We start from the raw sequence: 16,498 nt of genomic DNA, 5'->3' as shown, positions 1-16,498 counted from the left end.
CATGCGCGCGCTCATCCGCACTGTCTCGGGTCTCTATGCCCTCGCAATCTACGGCTTCATCTTCTTGCCCGTGGTCGTTCTGGTGCTGTTTTCGCTGCAGGCAACCTCGTTTCCGATCCCGCCCTTCACCGGGCCGTCGCTGCGCTGGTACGAGGCCGTGCTCGCCGACACGCGGCTGACTTCGGCGCTGGTCAATTCGCTGCTGGTGGCGGTTGTCTCCTCGGCTGTCGCCGTCACGCTCGGCTTTCTCTCCGCCTGGGGTTTTGCGCGCTTCGCCTTGCCGGGCTCGGGCCTGATGCGCGGGCTGATCACCTTGCCCTTGACCGTCAGCTATCTCATCATCGGCATGGGGCTGCTGGTGCTGTTCAACTGGGCCGGCGTGCCGAAGTCTCTACTTGCCGCCGGCATCGGCCATGTAGTGATCAACCTGCCGCTCTGCTTTGCCATCGTCTACAGCCAGATGGGCGATCACCAGATCAACATCGAGCGTGCCGCGCGTGATCTCGGCGCTCCCGAATGGAAGGTGCTGCTTTTGATCACGGTGCCTGTCATGGCGCCGGCGATCTTCGCCGGTTTCTTCCTGTCGATGACCTTCTCCTGGGACGAATTCGTCATCTCGTTCCTGTTGACGCGCTTCGACACGACGCTGCCGGTCGAGATCTGGAACCTGCTGCGCTCCGGCCTCAATCCCAAGACAAACGCCGTCGGCTCGCTGGTCTTCGCCGTCTCCATCGTGCTGGTGGTATTGTTCGAGCTGATGCTGTTGCGGAGGAAGCCGGCATGAGTGCACCACTGGTCGACATAAGCTCCGTCTCGCATCGCTTCGGCCAGCACACGGTGCTGAAGAACGTCTCGCTGAAGATCGAGCCGGGCAGCTACACGATCCTGCTCGGGCCCTCCGGCTCCGGCAAGACGACGCTTCTGTCCATCCTCGGCGGCTTCGTCAAGCCGAGCGAGGGCAAGGTGCTGATCCGCGGCGAGGACTGCACCGCCGTGCCACCGGCGAAGCGGCCGACGACGACCGTGTTCCAGGATTATGCGCTGTTCCCGCATATGAGCGTCGGCAGCAATGTCGGGTTCGGGCTGCGCATGCGGGGTGTCGATGGCGCAACTCGGGCAGCAAGGGCGCGCGAGGCGCTGGCGCTGGTTGGGCTGGCCACCGCCTTCGACAAGAAGCCGCATCAGCTTTCGGGCGGTCAGCGGCAGCGCGTGGCGCTGGCGCGCGCCCTGGTGGTCGAGCCGGCGGTGCTCCTGCTCGACGAGCCGCTCGGCGCGCTCGACCTGAAATTGCGCCGGCAAATGCAGGATGAATTGAAGGCGATCCAGAAACGCGTCGGCACCGCCTTCATCCACGTCACCCACGACCAGGAAGAGGCGATGGCGCTGGCCGATCATTGCGTGGTGATGAATGACGGGCGCATCGAGGACGAAGGATCGCCCGAGCGCGTCTATGCACGGCCGGCGACGCGCTTTTCCGCGACCTTCATGGGCGAAAGCACGCTAATATCGGGAACGGTGACCGAGGCGAAGAGCGGCAAGCTCACCGTCACCACGAAGCTTGGGTCGCTCTCCGTGCCTGGCACATTGCCGGCCGGCTCGACCGTTGCGCTGGCCGTCCGGCCGGAGCATCTTGTCCTCGGCGCTGCCGGCGGTGCTGTGGCGCTCGGTACGGCCAAGGTCAGCGACGTCGTCTTCCAGGGCAGCTTCAAGCGTGTTCTGGGGACCTCCGCGGCCGACCCGGCGCTGCACTTCATCGCCAAGGTCCCCGCCGTATCGGCAGTCCAGCCGGGCGACGTGGTCGCGGTATCGTGCGATGCTGGCGACATCATCCTGCTTGCGGACTGAACATGAGCACGCTTCCAACCATCGACGCCGGCCACTGGTATGAAACCATCCGCATGGGCGATGGCGTGACGCTGATCCACGAGCCGTGGATCAAGCCGTTCTTCCGCTGCAACATCTGGCATGTGCGCGGCCGCGACAGCGATCTTCTGTTCGACACCGGCCTCGGCCATTTCAGCCTGCGCCGCCACGTGCCGCTGGTGACGGAGCGCAAGCTCACCTGCGTGGCCAGCCACACGCATTTCGACCATATCGGCTGCCATCATGAGTTTCCCGACCGCTGCGTGCACCCGGCCGAGGCCGGGATCCTCGCCGACCCGCGCAACGAATGGACGGTTGCCGACCGCTATGCCACCGACGAGATGTTCGACGGCATGCCGCACGGCTGGGACACGAAGCGCTACCGGATCCTGCCCGCACCAGCCGGTCGGTTGCTCGAGCAAGGCGATATCCTCGATCTCGGCGACCGTGCCTTCGAGGTGATCCACACGCCCGGTCATTCACCCGGCGGCATTGCGCTCTACGAAAACAGGACGGGCATCCTGTTTTCCGGCGACATCATCTATGACGGCCCGCTGATCGACGACGTCTATCACTCCGATATCGACGATTATGTCGAAACGCTACTGCGCATGCGCGATCTCGATGTCTCGGTCGTGCATGGCGGCCATTTCCCGAGCTTCGGCAGAGTCCGCTATCGCCAGCTTGTCGACGAGTATCTCGCGCAAAAGCGCCAGGCCGGCTGTCATCTGCTCGCCCGTTAAGGACCAGCGTAGTAACGTCAAAGCGCCCTTTGCGGACAGGGTGTCCCCGCCGCGTCGCCGCAGCGTGAGGCGGTGGGCTGCGGTCTGAAACTCTTCTCTTCCGACTGGCGCACCAGTTCCGCGAAAGCCAGGGCAAAACTTGCCAGCATCAGGAAGACGATAATCAAGCGTGCCAGCGGCAATAGATCGGCCTCGACTGGTTAGCCCCCACGCCGCCCGTCCGCTGCCGGCTAACATGATCGATCCGGCTTTACGAGAGTTTAAGGCGAGCCTTAACCATCACATCATTTTGTCCTCCGACACGATGCGCGAGTGCGCCCTGTTCGGCCGCCATATCAAGACACCTCCCTCCCTTTGCAGAAATGCCCACCCATGCTAACCCGGCGCTGGCGCGGCCCAGCGACCGGTCGCCGCCAATCGTCGCCAAACGGTCGTCGCCAATCGGTTGTCGTTGAGAGCCATGAGCAAAACCGCCAGCCGTTTCGCCTTCGTCTCATCCGGTACAGCCGACGCCAATGCGGCGCTGGAAAGCCTTTCTGCGCGTTACGGCCAGGCATCCGTCGAAGAAGCCGGGATCGTCGTGGCGCTCGGCGGCGACGGCTTTCTGCTGCAGACCCTGCGTGAGACGATGAGCACGGGAAAGAAGGTCTACGGCATGAACCGTGGCACCATCGGTTTCCTGATGAACGAATACCGCGCCAGCGGCTTGACCGGGCGCATCGCGGCGGCCGTTGCCGAAACGATCCGTCCGCTGGAGATGCAGGCAGTTACGGCGGAGGGCGAGACGATTTCGGCGCTGGCGATCAACGAGGTCGCGCTTTGGCGCCAGTCCTACCAGACCGCCAAGATCCGCATCACCGTGGATGGGCAAGAGCGGCTGGAGGAATTGCACTGCGACGGCGTGATGATTGCGACGCCGGCCGGCTCGACCGCGTACAATCTGTCCGCGCACGGGCCGATCCTGCCGCTCGACGCTCCGTTGCTGGCGCTGACCCCGGTCAGCCCGTTTCGTCCGCGCCGCTGGCGCGGCGCGCTGCTCTCCAACAAGGCGAGTGTGCGTTTCGACATTCTGGAGCCGGAAAAGCGGCCGGTGAACGCCGCCGCCGACCACACCGAGGTCAAGGCGGTGACGACGGTCACGGTAAGGGAATCGCCGACGGCAACGGCGACGCTGCTGTTCGATCCCAACCATTCGTGGAACGAGCGCATTCTCGCCGAACAGTTCAGGTATTGAGCCGGCGCGGCAGCCCCTGCGTAAATTAAGCATCGCGATTAAGGTTACGACTTCACAATCGTGCCAATGCCGCCCGTTTGTGTTGACAAATCGTGGGCTTGCGCCTACCTGCAATACCAATCTTGCAGGCGCGCGGCGCTTGCCGCGACTGCTTACGTTGCGCCCCCGAACCAGCCAAAGACCGCCAAACTTGTCCTCAGACACCCAGATCGCTCAAGAAGCGTTGACCTTCGCAGACCTCGGCCTGTCGCCGAAGGTCCTTTCCGCAGTTACCGATGCCGGCTACACCGAGCCGACGCCGATCCAGGCTGGTGCTATCCCGCACGCCTTGCTCGGCAAGGACGTGCTGGGCATTGCCCAGACCGGCACCGGCAAGACGGCGTCCTTCGTCCTGCCGATGCTCACCCGGCTGGAAAAGGGCCGCGCCCGCGCCCGCATGCCGCGCACGCTGATCCTCGAGCCGACGCGCGAGCTCGCCGCGCAGGTCGAGGAAAACTTCGTCAAATACGGCAAGAACCACAAGCTCAACATCGCGCTGCTGATCGGCGGCGTGTCCTTCGACGAGCAGGACAAGAAGCTCGAGCGCGGCGCCGACGTGCTGATCGCTACGCCAGGCCGCCTGCTCGACCATCGCGAACGCGGCAAGCTCCTGCTCAACGGCGTCGAGATCCTCGTCATCGACGAGGCCGACCGCATGCTCGACATGGGCTTCATCCCCGATATCGAGCGCATCTGCGAAATGATCCCGTTCACCAGGCAAACGCTGTTCTTCTCGGCGACGATGCCACCGGAAATCACCAAGCTCACCGAGAAATTCCTGCACGCGCCGGTGCGCGTCGAAGTGTCGAAGGCAGCATCGGCCGCCACCAACATCACCCAGCGGCTGGTGAAATCCGGGCCAAAACCCTGGGACAAGCGCGAGACGCTGCGCAATCTGATGAAGGCCGAGGATGCCGAGCTGAAGAACGCCATCATCTTCTGCAACCGCAAGGTCGAGGTGTCGGAGCTGTTCCGTTCGCTGCTCAAATATGATTTCGACGCCGGCGCTCTGCACGGCGACATGGACCAGCGCGCGCGCATGCAGATGCTGGCCAATTTCCGTGACGGCAAGCTGCGCTACCTCGTCGCTTCGGACGTCGCGGCGCGCGGCCTCGACATTCCCGACGTCAGCCATGTCTTCAATTACGACGTGCCGATCCACGCCGAGGACTATGTCCACCGCATCGGCCGCACCGGCCGCGCCGGACGCTCCGGCAAATCCTTCACCATCGCGACCAAATCGGACACCAAATACATCGACGCCATCGAACGGCTGATCGGCACCAAGATCAAGTGGCATGACGGCGACCTGTCGACAGTCGTCGCCAGCGAGGGCGGCGAGGACGAGGCGCCGCGCCGTGGCCGTGGTGCGCCACGCCGCGCCGGGCGTAAGGACGACGCCAAGGACAGGGGCGAGCGCAAGCCGCGTGAACGCCACGCCAAGCGCAGCGAAGAAGCAGCGCCGGAAGCGGTTAGCGAGGAACAGCCGGTCGTGGCCGAAGCCGCCGTCGCCGACATTGGCGAGCGGCGTACCCGCAAGGAGGCGATCCGCTCGGAAAACAGCGAGCGCCAGGCTGCGCCTGAACGGAAGGCTTCGCCCGATCGCAACGAACGGCGCGCGCCCGAACGCGGCGACACCAGGCCGCAGCGCGAGCGCCCTGCCCGCCAGCGCCAGGAAGACAACGACGCGACCGTCGGCTTCGGCGACGACATGCCGGCCTTCATGCGGATCGTCGCCAAGGTCTGATACTAGACGCTCGCACGTCCCACGGCCGCGCCAAGCATTGCCACGGCGTCAGTCCGGCAGGCCAGCCTTGCGAAGACCTTCGATATATCTGCTGCGATCGTCCGGTCGATAAAACGGCGGCAGCACCTCGGCGAGATTCGAGAGCCGCAGCGAGGGATCGACCTCGCAGACCCGGGCCATAACCTGCTGCGCTTCCGACAGGCGCCCCGCCAGGGCATGACTCGCCGCCACTACACGCATCGCGCTCACGTAGTTCGGTTGGTACCGTAGCGACTTTCCCGCCCAAGCGGCGGCGTCATCGTAGTGGCCGGCACAAAAATGCGCGAGCCCGGTGTTGAATTGCCAAGCGAACAGACGTGGATCCAATGGGCTTAGGCGCATGGCAAGCGCGGCGTGCTCGACGGCCTTGCCTGGCTCGCCAAAGCAAGCCCTAACCCAGCTGCTTAGGCCCCACGCGGCCGCTAGATTCGGGTTGAGAACGAGCGCGCGATCGATGCAAGCCGCACTGTCGTCAAGGTCGCCACCTACGTAGCCGAGGACGTATCCACCGAAGGAAAGCGCAATCGCATCGTCCCTTCCGAGTTCGACCGCTCTCCTGGCCAGTCGAGTAGCCTCGGCATTCTCTTTCGCGCGGTCGACCATCCAGCCGTTGCTTTTTCGGGTGGCGTAGCACCGCGCCGCCCGCGCATAGGCTGCGGCAAACTCCGGGTCACGGTCGATCGCTTTCATGAAGAGGCGCAAGGCATCGTCGATGGCCGATCTACTAGTGATCGTCCGGTCAAAGGCCGCCAGCCCGCGGAGGTAGTAATCATAGGCATCGAGGCTTTCTGTCGGTTTGCGTTTGGCACGCTCGATCTCAGCCTCCTCCATTTTCGGTGTGATTGCGCCGACGATGCTCGAGGCGACCTGGTCCTGCAAATCGAACACCTCGGCGAGCGTTCCGTCAAAACGATCGGCCCAGAGATAGGCCTCCGTCGAGGTGTCGATGAGCTGCCCGGCGATGCGCAGGCGGTCGCCCGCCCGGCGAACACTTCCCTCGACCACATAGCGCACGCCCAGCTCACGCCCGACCTGCTTTATGTCTATGGACCGTCCCCTGTAGGTGAAGCTCGAATTTCGTGCGACTACGAACAGGTGACGAAAGTGAGCCAAGGCGGTGACAATGTCTTCCACCATGCCGTCGGCAAAATATTCCTGCTCGATATCACCGCTTAGGTTCTGAAACGGCAGCACCGCAATCGATGGCTGGTCGTCGCGCCTCGTCGGGACTGCCAGAACCGGCGCCAGTGATGCGGCGCCAGAGCTTGGCTCCGGCCGCTGACGTTCGGTTCGTTCACGGGACTGCAAAGAAGCCGCCAGAGAGCTTGTCTGCTCCTCAGGCTCGGCATTCAGATGTTTCTTTAAAGCTGCGCGGCACAGCTCGAACTGGCGCAAGGCGGCGTTTTCGTGACCTCGATGAGCGTGGATGCGGATCAACGCCCGATGGGCTGCCTCCGCCGTCGGATCCGAGGCGAGCAATCTCTCCGCGAGCCCTTCGCAGGCCGTCTCTTCGGCTGAGCCGGGTGCGGGCAGCGCCAGGCTCAGCCGGTCGACCAATTGCAGCGCCTTGCGCTGATACTTGTTCAGATACGGTCTAAACCACTCGTCCAGTTCGTCAGGGATGGCTTGCCCGGCAAGCAGCTCGCCGCGGTAGAGATCGGCGGCGAAGGCGAGATCGGCGGTTCGGCCCTGCTCCAATTTCCTGTCGAAGATCGAGATGTCCGCCTCATCCGGACCGGCAATCAGCGCAACGGTTTCCTGATCCCCATAGATGTAGACGGCTGCATCCGAGCTGGCGGGGAACGTGCGCCTGATGTCGACCAGCGCTTGCCGCAAACTATTGCGGGCCTGCCCGTTGCTTCGCCCCGGCCAAAAGGCTTCGGAAAGCTGCTCGCGACCATGGCCGCGGCGGCCCGCGAGAACCAGGGCAGCAAAAAGGAGCGAAGTCTTGCGTGTGGCGAACCGGACAGGCCGGTGCTCCGGGGAAGTAACCTCCAGGCCACCAAGCAACCGGATGCGCACAAATCGTCTCCAGGCTTCTACCGCAGCGACAGAATAGCATCTCGGCGGATCGATTTAACACCGATTTAACGGCGGATCGCCGGACTTCTCCCAGTTGTTCACGCACAGCCGAACAGCCCGAAAACGTCTGCGTGGCACGCTCCCATCCGCAAACTCGAAATGGGAGACCAAAACAATGGCTCACTCGGAAACTCGCGCCGCCCGCAACATGTCCAAACGCTTGCTTGGGTCCAGCCTGAAAGGCGCAGCAATGATCACCGCTGCCTACACGGGATGGCGGCGGACCGTCGCGAGACGCAGGGCACTGGCAGATCTGACGACCGAACAGCTGAAGGACATCGGTCATTCGGAGGTCCATCAACCCGCACTCGATGCCGCCACGGCTGTTCTCATCACGAACTTGATGTCGATGAGGTAAGATCGGCGTTGAGTTTGGTCTGCGCCCTAAAGGTTCTTGAGTTCCAGGCGGGATGCCAACAGGTCCAGAAAAGCGCGGACTTTGGCCGAGGATGATCTGCCTTCCGGCCAAACGGCGTGTATCGGCACCGGCACTGGCTCGAATTCGGTCAGAGCCAGTTCCAGGCGGCCGTCGTCCACCAGGTGTTTTACCTGCCAAAGCGGCGAGTAGCCCAAACCCAATCCGTGAACCGCGGCTGTATAGATCGATATCATCAAATTTGACCGGAAGGTGCCCGCGACCTTCACCGGCCGGGGCTTGCCTTCAATCTGAAACATCCATTCGCCTGCGCGGCCGTCGACGGTTCGTACGATGCATTCATGCTCACGCAATTCGAGCGGATGGGCCGGTCGGCCGTGTTGCTGGAAGTAGGCGGGTGCGCCGAACACCACGCGTCGCAGCGCGCCCAGGCGCTTCGCCCGTAAATTGGAATCCGGCAAATTGCCGATCCTTACCGCCAGATCGAGACCCTCGGCATCGAGATCGACAAATTCATCGGAAAGCTGGAGGTCAACCTCGACCCGGGGATATGTCCGCATATAGTCGGCGATAACCGGCACGAGGAAGTCCGGGCCGAACAGAACAGGGGCACTCACACGCAGGATGCCCGATGGCTCCGACCGTCGATTGGCCGCCTGAAGCCTGGCTTCGTTAATTTCCTCGACGGCGGGTTTGATGCGCTGGAAAAAGGCCGCTCCGGCTTCGCTCGGCGTCGAGCGGCGTGTCGTCCTGTGCAGAAGCTCGACCCCGATTGATTCCTCCAATGTCGCCAGGGACCGGCTGACCGACTGCAGCGAGCGGTTCAGCCGGCGTGCGGCAGCCGTCAGGCTGCCATGCTCGACAATGGCAATGAAGGCTTCGAAATCATCTATCCGGCTCATCGCTCATTTCTCCCGAAAATCGGGAGAAACTATCGCAAAATCGATGAATTGTAACGCAGTTCGCCAGATTTTATCTTCCCTGCACAGGCTGAAAGGCAGACTCGAGGGAAGGAGATCGTCATGCGAACACCCAGTCCAACCGTCCTGGTCGTAGGCGCCGCAGGCCGCGTTGCCGGTTTGGTGGTGCCTGAACTCGTCCGCCGCAATGCCAGGGTTCGAGCGCTTGTTCGTGACGCCGCGAGTGCCGAAAAAGCCCGGAAAGCCGGTGCATCCGAGATCGCGATCGGAGATCTGCGCAACCATCAGAGCCTTGAGCAGGCCGTGAAAGGTGTCGACGGTGTCTTTCACATCGGACCGGCCTTTGCTCCCGACGAAGCCGCCTTGGGGGTTGCCATGGTTGAGGCGGCGGCGCGAGCAGGCGTTCGAAAGTTCGTCTTTTCGTCGGTGATCCAGCCGACCAATACGAGGCTGGAAAACCATGCAAGCAAGATACCTGTCGAAGCTGCCCTCTATTCGACGAACATGGAGTACACCATTCTGCACCCGGCCAATTTCATGCAAAATATTGCGGCGGCCTGGCCGTCCGTCGTCGAGCACGGCGTTTTCGCCGAGCCGTTTCCAAGGACGGCGAAGCTCGCCCGCGTCGACTATCGCGATGTGGCTGAAGTGGCGGCAATCGCATTGACCGAAGCGCGTTTGTCTTATGCGACCCTCGAGCTGTGCGCCGACGGAATGCACAGCCGCGAAGAGGTCGTCGTTATGATGAACGAAGAGCTTGGCCGGCCGGTTTCGGCGGGCGAGCCGACATTTCAGGACTGGGCGGCGAAGGCCCGCCTTCCCTATACCGACCGGCAGTTGCAGATGCTGGCCAAAGTACACAGCCACTACGCCAAATACGGCCTCGGCGGGAACAGCCTGACGTTGCGTGCGGTGCTTGGCCGCGAGCCGCGTTCGCTGCGAAGCTTCATTCGGGAATTGGCGCTGCAGACGGCATATGCCGCCTGATCGTCCTCACAATAACGCCTACGCATATTTTCTGATTAGGAGACTTCGATGCAAGCATCACCGGACCAAGCCTTCAAGTTGAGAAAGCTGCCGCCCTCCTACGGCGCGGTGGTGATGCCGTTGGTTCTTTCGATTCTGATGTCCTCGATTGTCTCGGCGGTTTCGACGGCAATCGGCGCAGGCTGGACGAACGGGTTTATAGCGGCCTGGAGCTATGCATGGGGCGCTTCATGGCTTGTCGCGTTTCCCAGTCTGCTGATTGTGCTTCCGATCGTGCGCCGGATCGTTGCCGCGATTGTCGATCAACCGGCCCGGTCCTGACATCACGAATGAAGGGCGCCGGCGGCCATAGGGCCGGCATAGCCATTAGAGCGGCCCCTTGCGGGGCCGCTGCCGGTTCGTGCGCTTGCCTCAGGTAAGCGGCGACAGCTGTATCTCGACGCGGCGGTTCTGAGCCCGGCCGGCAGCGGTCGCGTTGGAGGCGATCGGACGCGTCTTGCCGAAGCCGGTGACGGCGAAGCGGCGGGAATCGACGCCCTGTCCGGACAGATAGTTGGCGACCGCCAAAGCACGGCGCTGCGAAAGATCGAAATTGTGCTCGTCGCTGCCGGTCGAGTCGGTGTGGCCGAACACGTCGACCGTGGTCTGGCGGAACTTTTTCAGCACAAGGGCCACTGAATTCAGCACCGGATAGAAACCGGCCTTCACCGCGTCCTGGTCGACGTTGAAGGTAATGTCGGACGGCATATTGAGGATGATCTGGTCGCCGGTGCGGGTGACGCTGACGCCGGTGCCCTGAAGCTGTCGGCGCAGTTCGGCCTCGTTCTGGTCCATGGTGGCACCGATGGCACCACCGGCAAGCGCGCCGATGCCCGCGCCGATCAGCGCGTTGCGGCGGTCGTTACCGCCGGCTAGCATGCCGAGCCCGGCACCCGCCAAAGCACCGAGACCGGCGCCGGCAGCGGTGTTGGAAACCTTCTGTTCCCCGGTGTAGGGATCGGTGGTGCATGCGCTCACGAGCACAGCCGTCGCCACGACGGCGAGCACAATCTTTTTCATATGGTGGTCCCTCTCCATTCCACGGCCGCGCAACGGCGCACCGCATCAGCCCTTCCAGCGACTTGTAACATGAAATGCGGCGAAAAGCGGACCAGCAAAAGCCGTTGCCGCGGCTTTCCCCGGCTCAATTCCACACGCCTGCAGCGGCTCGCGCGACCACCGCAATTCGACCGGCTACCAGAGATTCTTGCCGTCGATGACCACCACTTCGACCGTGTCGAGATCGAAATCGTCGAACAGCCGCGAGTTCACGCTGATCTTCGGATTGTCGAAATTCGGCTCGCCTGTCGACCAGTCCGGCGTCTCGGTGAAGGTGCCACAGCCGCAGGTGGCGCAAAAACCGTGTTTTATGGTTTTCGATCCCCACAGGTAGAACGAAACATTCTCCGGCGGGCTGGTGAGTCTGAATTGCGATGGGGTGTAATAGGCCCACAACGAACCGCGTTTCGAACAGAAGGAACAGGTGCATCGCGTCACTGTCTGCGGCGCTTGCGAAACCTCGAACGTCGTCGCCTTGCAGTGGCAGCTTGCCTTGATGGTCATGAATTGGTCCCTCACAATGCCGCCGCCCCGTACGGCAAAGGCAGCATAAAGAAACGCTCCTGACAACTGCCGGTCAGCAGGCCTGTGAGCCTGCGATGCGCAGGTTAACAGTGCTGGAGTGCCGATCGAAGGCTCATCGATCCAAAGCCGTCGCACACCCTCGGGTCACCCCGTCGGCAAGCTTTGGGCGTCATGCGCTAATAGGACGATGGCGGCACGAACAGGCAGATGGTCTTTCCGTCATTAGCACCGGCAACGGAGCACCAATGATACTCGCCGTCGGGCGAATTCTTGATCCGCTTGTCGCTATAGGCCACGACCTCCCCGGTTCCTTTGATGACATAGCCCTCCGGACGTTCGCTGATCGATGTCTGAGAGACCTCGCGGCAATCATAGCCCGAGCAGCAGGAGAACGGATAGCTCCAGCCTTGCGGCATGGCCGCGGTCGGTTTGGCATCATGCGCCATAGCAGGCGCCGCAAATGGAATGGCGGCAGCAATCAAAACCACTGCCGCGACAAGTGAATTCAGGAGTCGGCGCGCCGTGCGGGCGACTGAGGCCGGTCTGGTTGTGAGAGCAAGCATGAGCGCAGTTCCTATCAACGGTTGTCAAGCATCTCGCTTGCCCGTTCCCGGAACGTGTCTTCCCAGTGGCCGGATCGTCAGGTCGCAGATACGCCGCGTCCGGCCATAAATGCTTTTTTCCTCCCCAGCGCATGAATGCTGGGCTGATTCCTTGGTTGGCGCAAGCAATTGCTGTCGCAACCGAACGCCGACCTCTGCAGTCGGAACCAACCTGCCGCCCTGATTGACGAAACCTGGTCAAGCCCGGCAACGGGATCGCCAATAACGGGATTTGGCTCGCGCTGGTTCCAGGCTTGGCACCGGCGGCCCGCGACATCCGCGTCAAAAGCGGAAGTCGATTTTGAAGAATCCGATGAAAAACAAAGTTGTAGAACGACAGGTAAGTGCGAATTGAGAGCTCGTCACTCTCGCGCGGTGGCCGTAACGCTCGCGTGATGAACCCACGTTCCTGCCGGATTGGTGCCCGGCGCCTCAGTCGATATCGGCCACCGTTTCGCCGGCGCCACCTTCGATCCGCTGCGACAGCGAGGCTTCCATGAAATCGTCGAGGTCGCCGTCGAGCACGCTCGACGGGCTGGTGCTCTCGACGCCGGTGCGCAGATCTTTCACCAGCTGATAGGGCTGCAGCACGTAGGACCGTATCTGGTGGCCCCAGCCAATATCGCTCTTCGACGCTTCGGTGGCGTTCGCCACCGCTTCGCGCCTCTTCAGCTCTTCCTCGTAAAGCCGCGAGCGCAGCATCTCCCAGGCCTTGGCCTTGTTCTTGTGCTGGGAGCGCTCGGCCTGGCAGGCAACCGCGATGCCGGTGGCGAGATGGGTTATGCGCACCGCCGAATCGGTGGTGTTGACGTGCTGGCCGCCCGATCCCGACGACCGATACGTGTCGATGCGGACGTCGGATTCGGAAACGTCGATGTCGATCGTATCGTCGATGACGGGATAGACCCAGACGCTGGCGAAGGAGGTGTGGCGGCGCGCATTGCTGTCATAGGGCGAAATCCGCACGAGACGATGCACGCCCGATTCCGTCTTCAGCCAGCCATAGGCGTTGTGGCCCTTGATCAGCAGCGTGGCGGACTTGATACCGGCTTCTTCGCCGTCATGCACTTCAAGCACCTCGACCTTGAAGCGGCGCCGCTCGGCCCAGCGCGTATACATGCGCAGAAGCATCGAGGCCCAGTCCTGGCTTTCGGTGCCGCCGGCGCCGGCATGGACTTCCAGATAGCTATCGTTGGCGTCAGCCTCGCCCGACAGCAGCGTTTCGATCTGGCGCGCCTTGGCCTCGCCGCGCATCGAGCGGATCGCCGCTTCGGCCTCCGCGATGACGCCCTCGTCGCCCTCTTCCTCGCCAAGCTCGATGAGGCCGATATTGTCTTCCAGGGCCTGGGTGAGGCCTTTGACCGCGGCAATGCCTTCCTCGAGGCCCTGACGCTCGCGCATCAGCTTTTGCGCTTCCAGCGGCTCGTTCCAGAGGCTCGAATCCTCGGCACGGACGTTCAGGTACTCAAGCCGCTTTATGGCTTGGTCCCAGTCAAAGATGCCTCCTCAGCAGGGTGATTGCCTGCCTGATCTCGTCGACAATGTTTTGCGTTTCCGCGCGCATGGCTGGCTGTTCGGTCCTGTTGCTGGATGGCGGTTTGGTGGCGCGATACATAGGGACGGCACGGTCTCCTGTAAAGCGCCGGCCCCTTTATGTACCGGCCTCTGTAAAGCGGAATGGACCGGCTCGACCATCATCGTCAAGCCGGTCCGACCCGATGCAGCGATTATCAGTAGAGCCCGCCGCCGCCCGACTGGATGGCCTGGTTGGCCTGCGGCGACAGCGCCCCGCCGGTGGCGTTGGAGCCGTCCGCACCCATGCCGATCACCCAATAGCTGTCGGCGGGACCGGTACCCGGCTTGAAGGCTTCGATGATGGTTCCGGCGTCGCCCGCGTTGGCTCGCATGCCGGTCTTGCGATTGATCGCAATCAGCTTCATGCCTTCCGGAACCTTGAAGTCGACATTGGGCGTGCCGTCCAGCGCCACGCGCATGAAATCCTTGAAGATCGGCGCGGCAAGGCCGCCGCCGGTCGCGCCCTTGCCAAGGCCTTTCGGCTGATCGTAGCCCATATAAAGGCCGACAACGAGGTTCGGCGTATAGCCGATGAACCAGGCATCCTTTTCGTCGTTGGTCGTTCCGGTCTTGCCGGCGATGTGACGGCCGAGCTCGTTGATGGTGGCGCCGGTGCCGCGTTGCACGACGCCCTCCATCATCGATGTGATCTGGTAGGCGGTCATCGGATCGAGCACCTGCTCGGAATTGTCGACCAGCTCCGGCTCTGGCTGGTTCTGCCACTCGGCGGCGTTGCAGTTCGAGCATCCGCGTTCGTCCTGCCTAAAGACGGTCTTGCCGTAGCGGTCCTGGATGCGGTCGATCAGCGACGGCTTGATCGACTTGCCGCCATTGGCCATGATCGAATAGGCCGACACCATGCGCATCACCGTCGTCTCGCCTGATCCCAGCGCCATCGGCAGATACGGCGCCAGATGGTCGTAGACGCCGAAACGCTCGGCATACTCCACGACCAGCTTCATGCCCATGTCGTTGGCAAGCCGCACCGTCATCAGATTGCGCGATTTCTCGATACCGGAGCGCAAGGTCGCCGGGCCGGCAACCGTTCCGTCGTAATTCTTGGGCGTCCAGGTCGTGTTGCCGCTCTGGATGGTGATCGGCCCGTCCATGATCACGGAGGCGGGCGTATAGCCATTGTCGAGGGCGGCCGAATAGACGATCGGCTTGAACGACGATCCGGGCTGGCGCATGGCCTGCGTCGCCCGGTTGAACTCCGACTGCGCGTAGGAGAAACCGCCGACCATGGCCAGGACGCGTCCGGTATGCGGATCCATGGCGATCAGGCCGCCTTCCACTTCGGGAACCTGGCGCAAGCTGTAGCTGTTGTCCGAGCCCTCGTTCTTCTGCACGAAAATCACGTCGCCCGGCTTCAGCACGTCGGCCGGCGACTTCGCCTTGACGGTCCTGCCATCGACGACGTGGCGCATGGCGAAGCTCATGTCTTCCTTGCTGACGGTGCCTTCGACGCGGTCCTTGACGATTTCACCGGAGATCTGGCGCGTCGGCTGCAGGCCGATGGACAAGCCGGTGGCAGAGCTGTCGAGCACGACGGCGAGCGACCATTCCGGCACGTCCTCCAATCGCTTGACGTTGCCCAGCGGCACGCCCCAGTCGCCGGAAATGTCAATGCTCGTGACCGGCCCGCGGTAGCCGCGCAACGTGTCGAACTTCATGAGACCGTTCTGCATGGCCTTGCGGGCAATCAGCTGCATCTTCGGATCGAGCGTCGTGCGGACGGAAAGGCCGCCTTCGTAGAGCGCATTCTCGCCATAGCGCGCGATGATCTGGCGACGCACTTCCTCGGTGAAATACTCCCCGGCGAAGAGATAGTTGCCGGTGCGGCGCGGAGTGACGCCGAGCGGCTCGGCCTTGGCCTTCTCGCCTTCTTCATGCGTGACGTAGCCGTTCTCGACCATCTGGTCGATGACCCAGTTGCGGCGCTCCAAGGCGCGATCGGTATGCTTGAAGGGATGGTAGTTGTTCGGCCCCTTTGGCAGGGAGGCGAGATAGGCGGCTTCGGCAACGGTGAGCTCATTCACCGATTTGTCGAAATAGGTGAGTGCAGCACCGGCGACGCCATAGGCGCCGAAGCCGAAGAAAATCTCGTTGAGATAGAGCTCGAGAATGCGATCCTTCGAATAGGCCTGCTCGATGCGGAAGGCGAGGATCATCTCCTTGATCTTACGCTCGTAGGTCTGATCTGAAGACAACAGGAAGTTTTTCGCCACCTGCTGGGTAATCGTCGAGGCGCCGACCTGGCGCTTTCCCGAGCCAACATTCTGCAGGTTGACGACAATGGCGCGGCCAAGGCCGGTCACGTCGATGCCGGGGTGATTGTAAAAATTCTTGTCCTCGGCCGACAGGAAGGCCGCCTTGACACGATCCGGGATCGCCTGAATCGGCAGATAAAGCCGCCGCTCACGCGCATATTCGGCCATCAGCGCGCCATCCGACGCGTGGATGCGGGTGGTCACCGGCGGCTCGTATTTGGCCAGCACCTCATAATCGGGCAGGTCCTTCGACAAATGGCCGATATAGATCGCCACGCCCGCCGCGACCAAAAGGGCCAGCGTCGTGCCGATGCCGAAGAAATAGCCAATGAGACGAATCATACCCGCTCCAGTCCTTGGTTCGGGAATTTCCTAAACGAAGCCGCCCTTCACGCAAG

At 62.5% G+C, this 16,498-nt stretch carries 15 protein-coding genes; 8 read left to right on the top strand and 7 right to left on the bottom strand.

What is annotated here, in order from left to right:
- Position 1 precedes the first annotated feature (1 nt).
- The 5 genes from NMG46_RS07690 to NMG46_RS07670 all read left to right on the top strand — a co-directional run bounded on the left by NMG46_RS07690 (position 2) and on the right by NMG46_RS07670 (position 5,626).
- Complete coding sequence (locus NMG46_RS07690) at positions 2–784, top strand: ABC transporter permease (protein WP_254817116.1); 783 nt, start codon at positions 2–4, stop codon at positions 782–784.
- Positions 781–1,845: an ABC transporter ATP-binding protein gene (locus tag NMG46_RS07685; RefSeq protein WP_254817115.1), complete on the top strand. Its 1,065-nt coding sequence runs from the start codon at positions 781–783 to the stop codon at positions 1,843–1,845. Before NMG46_RS07690 ends, NMG46_RS07685 begins: the two co-directional genes overlap by 4 nt.
- Before the next feature lie 2 nt (positions 1,846–1,847).
- Positions 1,848–2,606 carry an MBL fold metallo-hydrolase gene (locus tag NMG46_RS07680; RefSeq protein WP_254817114.1) on the top strand — a complete coding sequence of 253 codons (759 nt, stop codon included), beginning with the start codon at positions 1,848–1,850 and terminating at the stop codon, positions 2,604–2,606.
- A gap of 460 nt (positions 2,607–3,066) precedes the next feature.
- The gene (locus NMG46_RS07675; RefSeq protein ID WP_254817113.1) at positions 3,067–3,840 is read left to right on the top strand and encodes an NAD kinase; all 774 of its coding nucleotides are present in this window, start codon (positions 3,067–3,069) and stop codon (positions 3,838–3,840) included.
- A gap of 190 nt (positions 3,841–4,030) precedes the next feature.
- Complete coding sequence (locus tag NMG46_RS07670) at positions 4,031–5,626, top strand: DEAD/DEAH box helicase (RefSeq protein WP_254817112.1); 1,596 nt, start codon at positions 4,031–4,033, stop codon at positions 5,624–5,626.
- 48 nt (positions 5,627–5,674) lie between these two features.
- On the opposite strand, the gene NMG46_RS07665 is transcribed toward NMG46_RS07670, so the two are convergent.
- Positions 5,675–7,687, bottom strand: a complete 2,013-nt coding sequence (locus tag NMG46_RS07665; protein ID WP_254817111.1) for a BTAD domain-containing putative transcriptional regulator — start codon at positions 7,685–7,687, stop codon at positions 5,675–5,677.
- 175 nt (positions 7,688–7,862) lie between these two features.
- On the opposite strand from NMG46_RS07665, the gene NMG46_RS07660 reads away from it, so the two are divergent.
- Entirely contained in the window at positions 7,863–8,105 is a 243-nt protein-coding gene (locus tag NMG46_RS07660; protein WP_254817110.1) for a DUF1127 domain-containing protein, read from the top strand.
- 26 nt (positions 8,106–8,131) lie between these two features.
- Here the strand turns inward: NMG46_RS07660 and NMG46_RS07655 are convergent, their stop codons facing one another.
- On the bottom strand, positions 8,132–9,025 hold the full coding sequence (locus NMG46_RS07655) for a LysR family transcriptional regulator (RefSeq protein ID WP_254817109.1): 894 nt from the start codon (positions 9,023–9,025) through the stop codon (positions 8,132–8,134).
- Between the two features lie 120 nt (positions 9,026–9,145).
- Between NMG46_RS07655 and NMG46_RS07650 the strand changes: the two genes are divergently transcribed.
- Together NMG46_RS07650 and NMG46_RS07645 are read left to right on the top strand one after the other, a co-directional pair.
- Positions 9,146–10,030, top strand: a complete 885-nt coding sequence (locus tag NMG46_RS07650) for an NmrA/HSCARG family protein (protein ID WP_254817108.1) — start codon at positions 9,146–9,148, stop codon at positions 10,028–10,030.
- Positions 10,031–10,078: 48 nt separating this feature from the next.
- Positions 10,079–10,351, top strand: a complete 273-nt coding sequence (locus NMG46_RS07645) for a DUF2798 domain-containing protein (protein ID WP_254817107.1) — start codon at positions 10,079–10,081, stop codon at positions 10,349–10,351.
- A gap of 90 nt (positions 10,352–10,441) precedes the next feature.
- On the opposite strand, the gene NMG46_RS07640 is transcribed toward NMG46_RS07645, so the two are convergent.
- The 5 genes from NMG46_RS07640 to NMG46_RS07620 all read right to left on the bottom strand — a co-directional run bounded on the left by NMG46_RS07640 (position 10,442) and on the right by NMG46_RS07620 (position 16,442).
- Positions 10,442–11,089 (bottom strand): OmpA family protein, encoded by a 648-nt coding sequence (locus NMG46_RS07640; protein ID WP_254817106.1) that lies wholly within the window; start codon positions 11,087–11,089, stop codon positions 10,442–10,444.
- Between the two features lie 174 nt (positions 11,090–11,263).
- Positions 11,264–11,632 carry a GFA family protein gene (locus NMG46_RS07635; protein ID WP_254817105.1) on the bottom strand — a complete coding sequence of 123 codons (369 nt, stop codon included), beginning with the start codon at positions 11,630–11,632 and terminating at the stop codon, positions 11,264–11,266.
- A 197-nt stretch (positions 11,633–11,829) separates the two neighbouring features.
- Positions 11,830–12,216 (bottom strand): hypothetical protein, encoded by a 387-nt coding sequence (locus NMG46_RS07630; protein ID WP_254817104.1) that lies wholly within the window; start codon positions 12,214–12,216, stop codon positions 11,830–11,832.
- Between the two features lie 471 nt (positions 12,217–12,687).
- Positions 12,688–13,819 (bottom strand): peptide chain release factor 2 gene (prfB, locus tag NMG46_RS07625; protein WP_254817103.1). Its coding sequence is split into 2 segments (ribosomal slippage): positions 12,688–13,752 and positions 13,754–13,819, totalling 1,131 coding nucleotides; the frame shifts between segments, so codons are not numbered across the junction.
- A 166-nt stretch (positions 13,820–13,985) separates the two neighbouring features.
- Entirely contained in the window at positions 13,986–16,442 is a 2,457-nt protein-coding gene (locus NMG46_RS07620; RefSeq protein WP_254817102.1) for a penicillin-binding protein 1A, read from the bottom strand.
- Between the last annotated feature and the right edge of the window lie 56 nt (positions 16,443–16,498).

The sequence above is a fragment of the Mesorhizobium sp. LMG 17147 genome (assembly GCF_024297145.1).
Lineage (GTDB): Bacteria > Pseudomonadota > Alphaproteobacteria > Rhizobiales > Rhizobiaceae > Mesorhizobium.
Note: the sequence above shows the minus strand (reverse complement) of the source record. Positions and strands in the feature narration are given on the sequence as shown.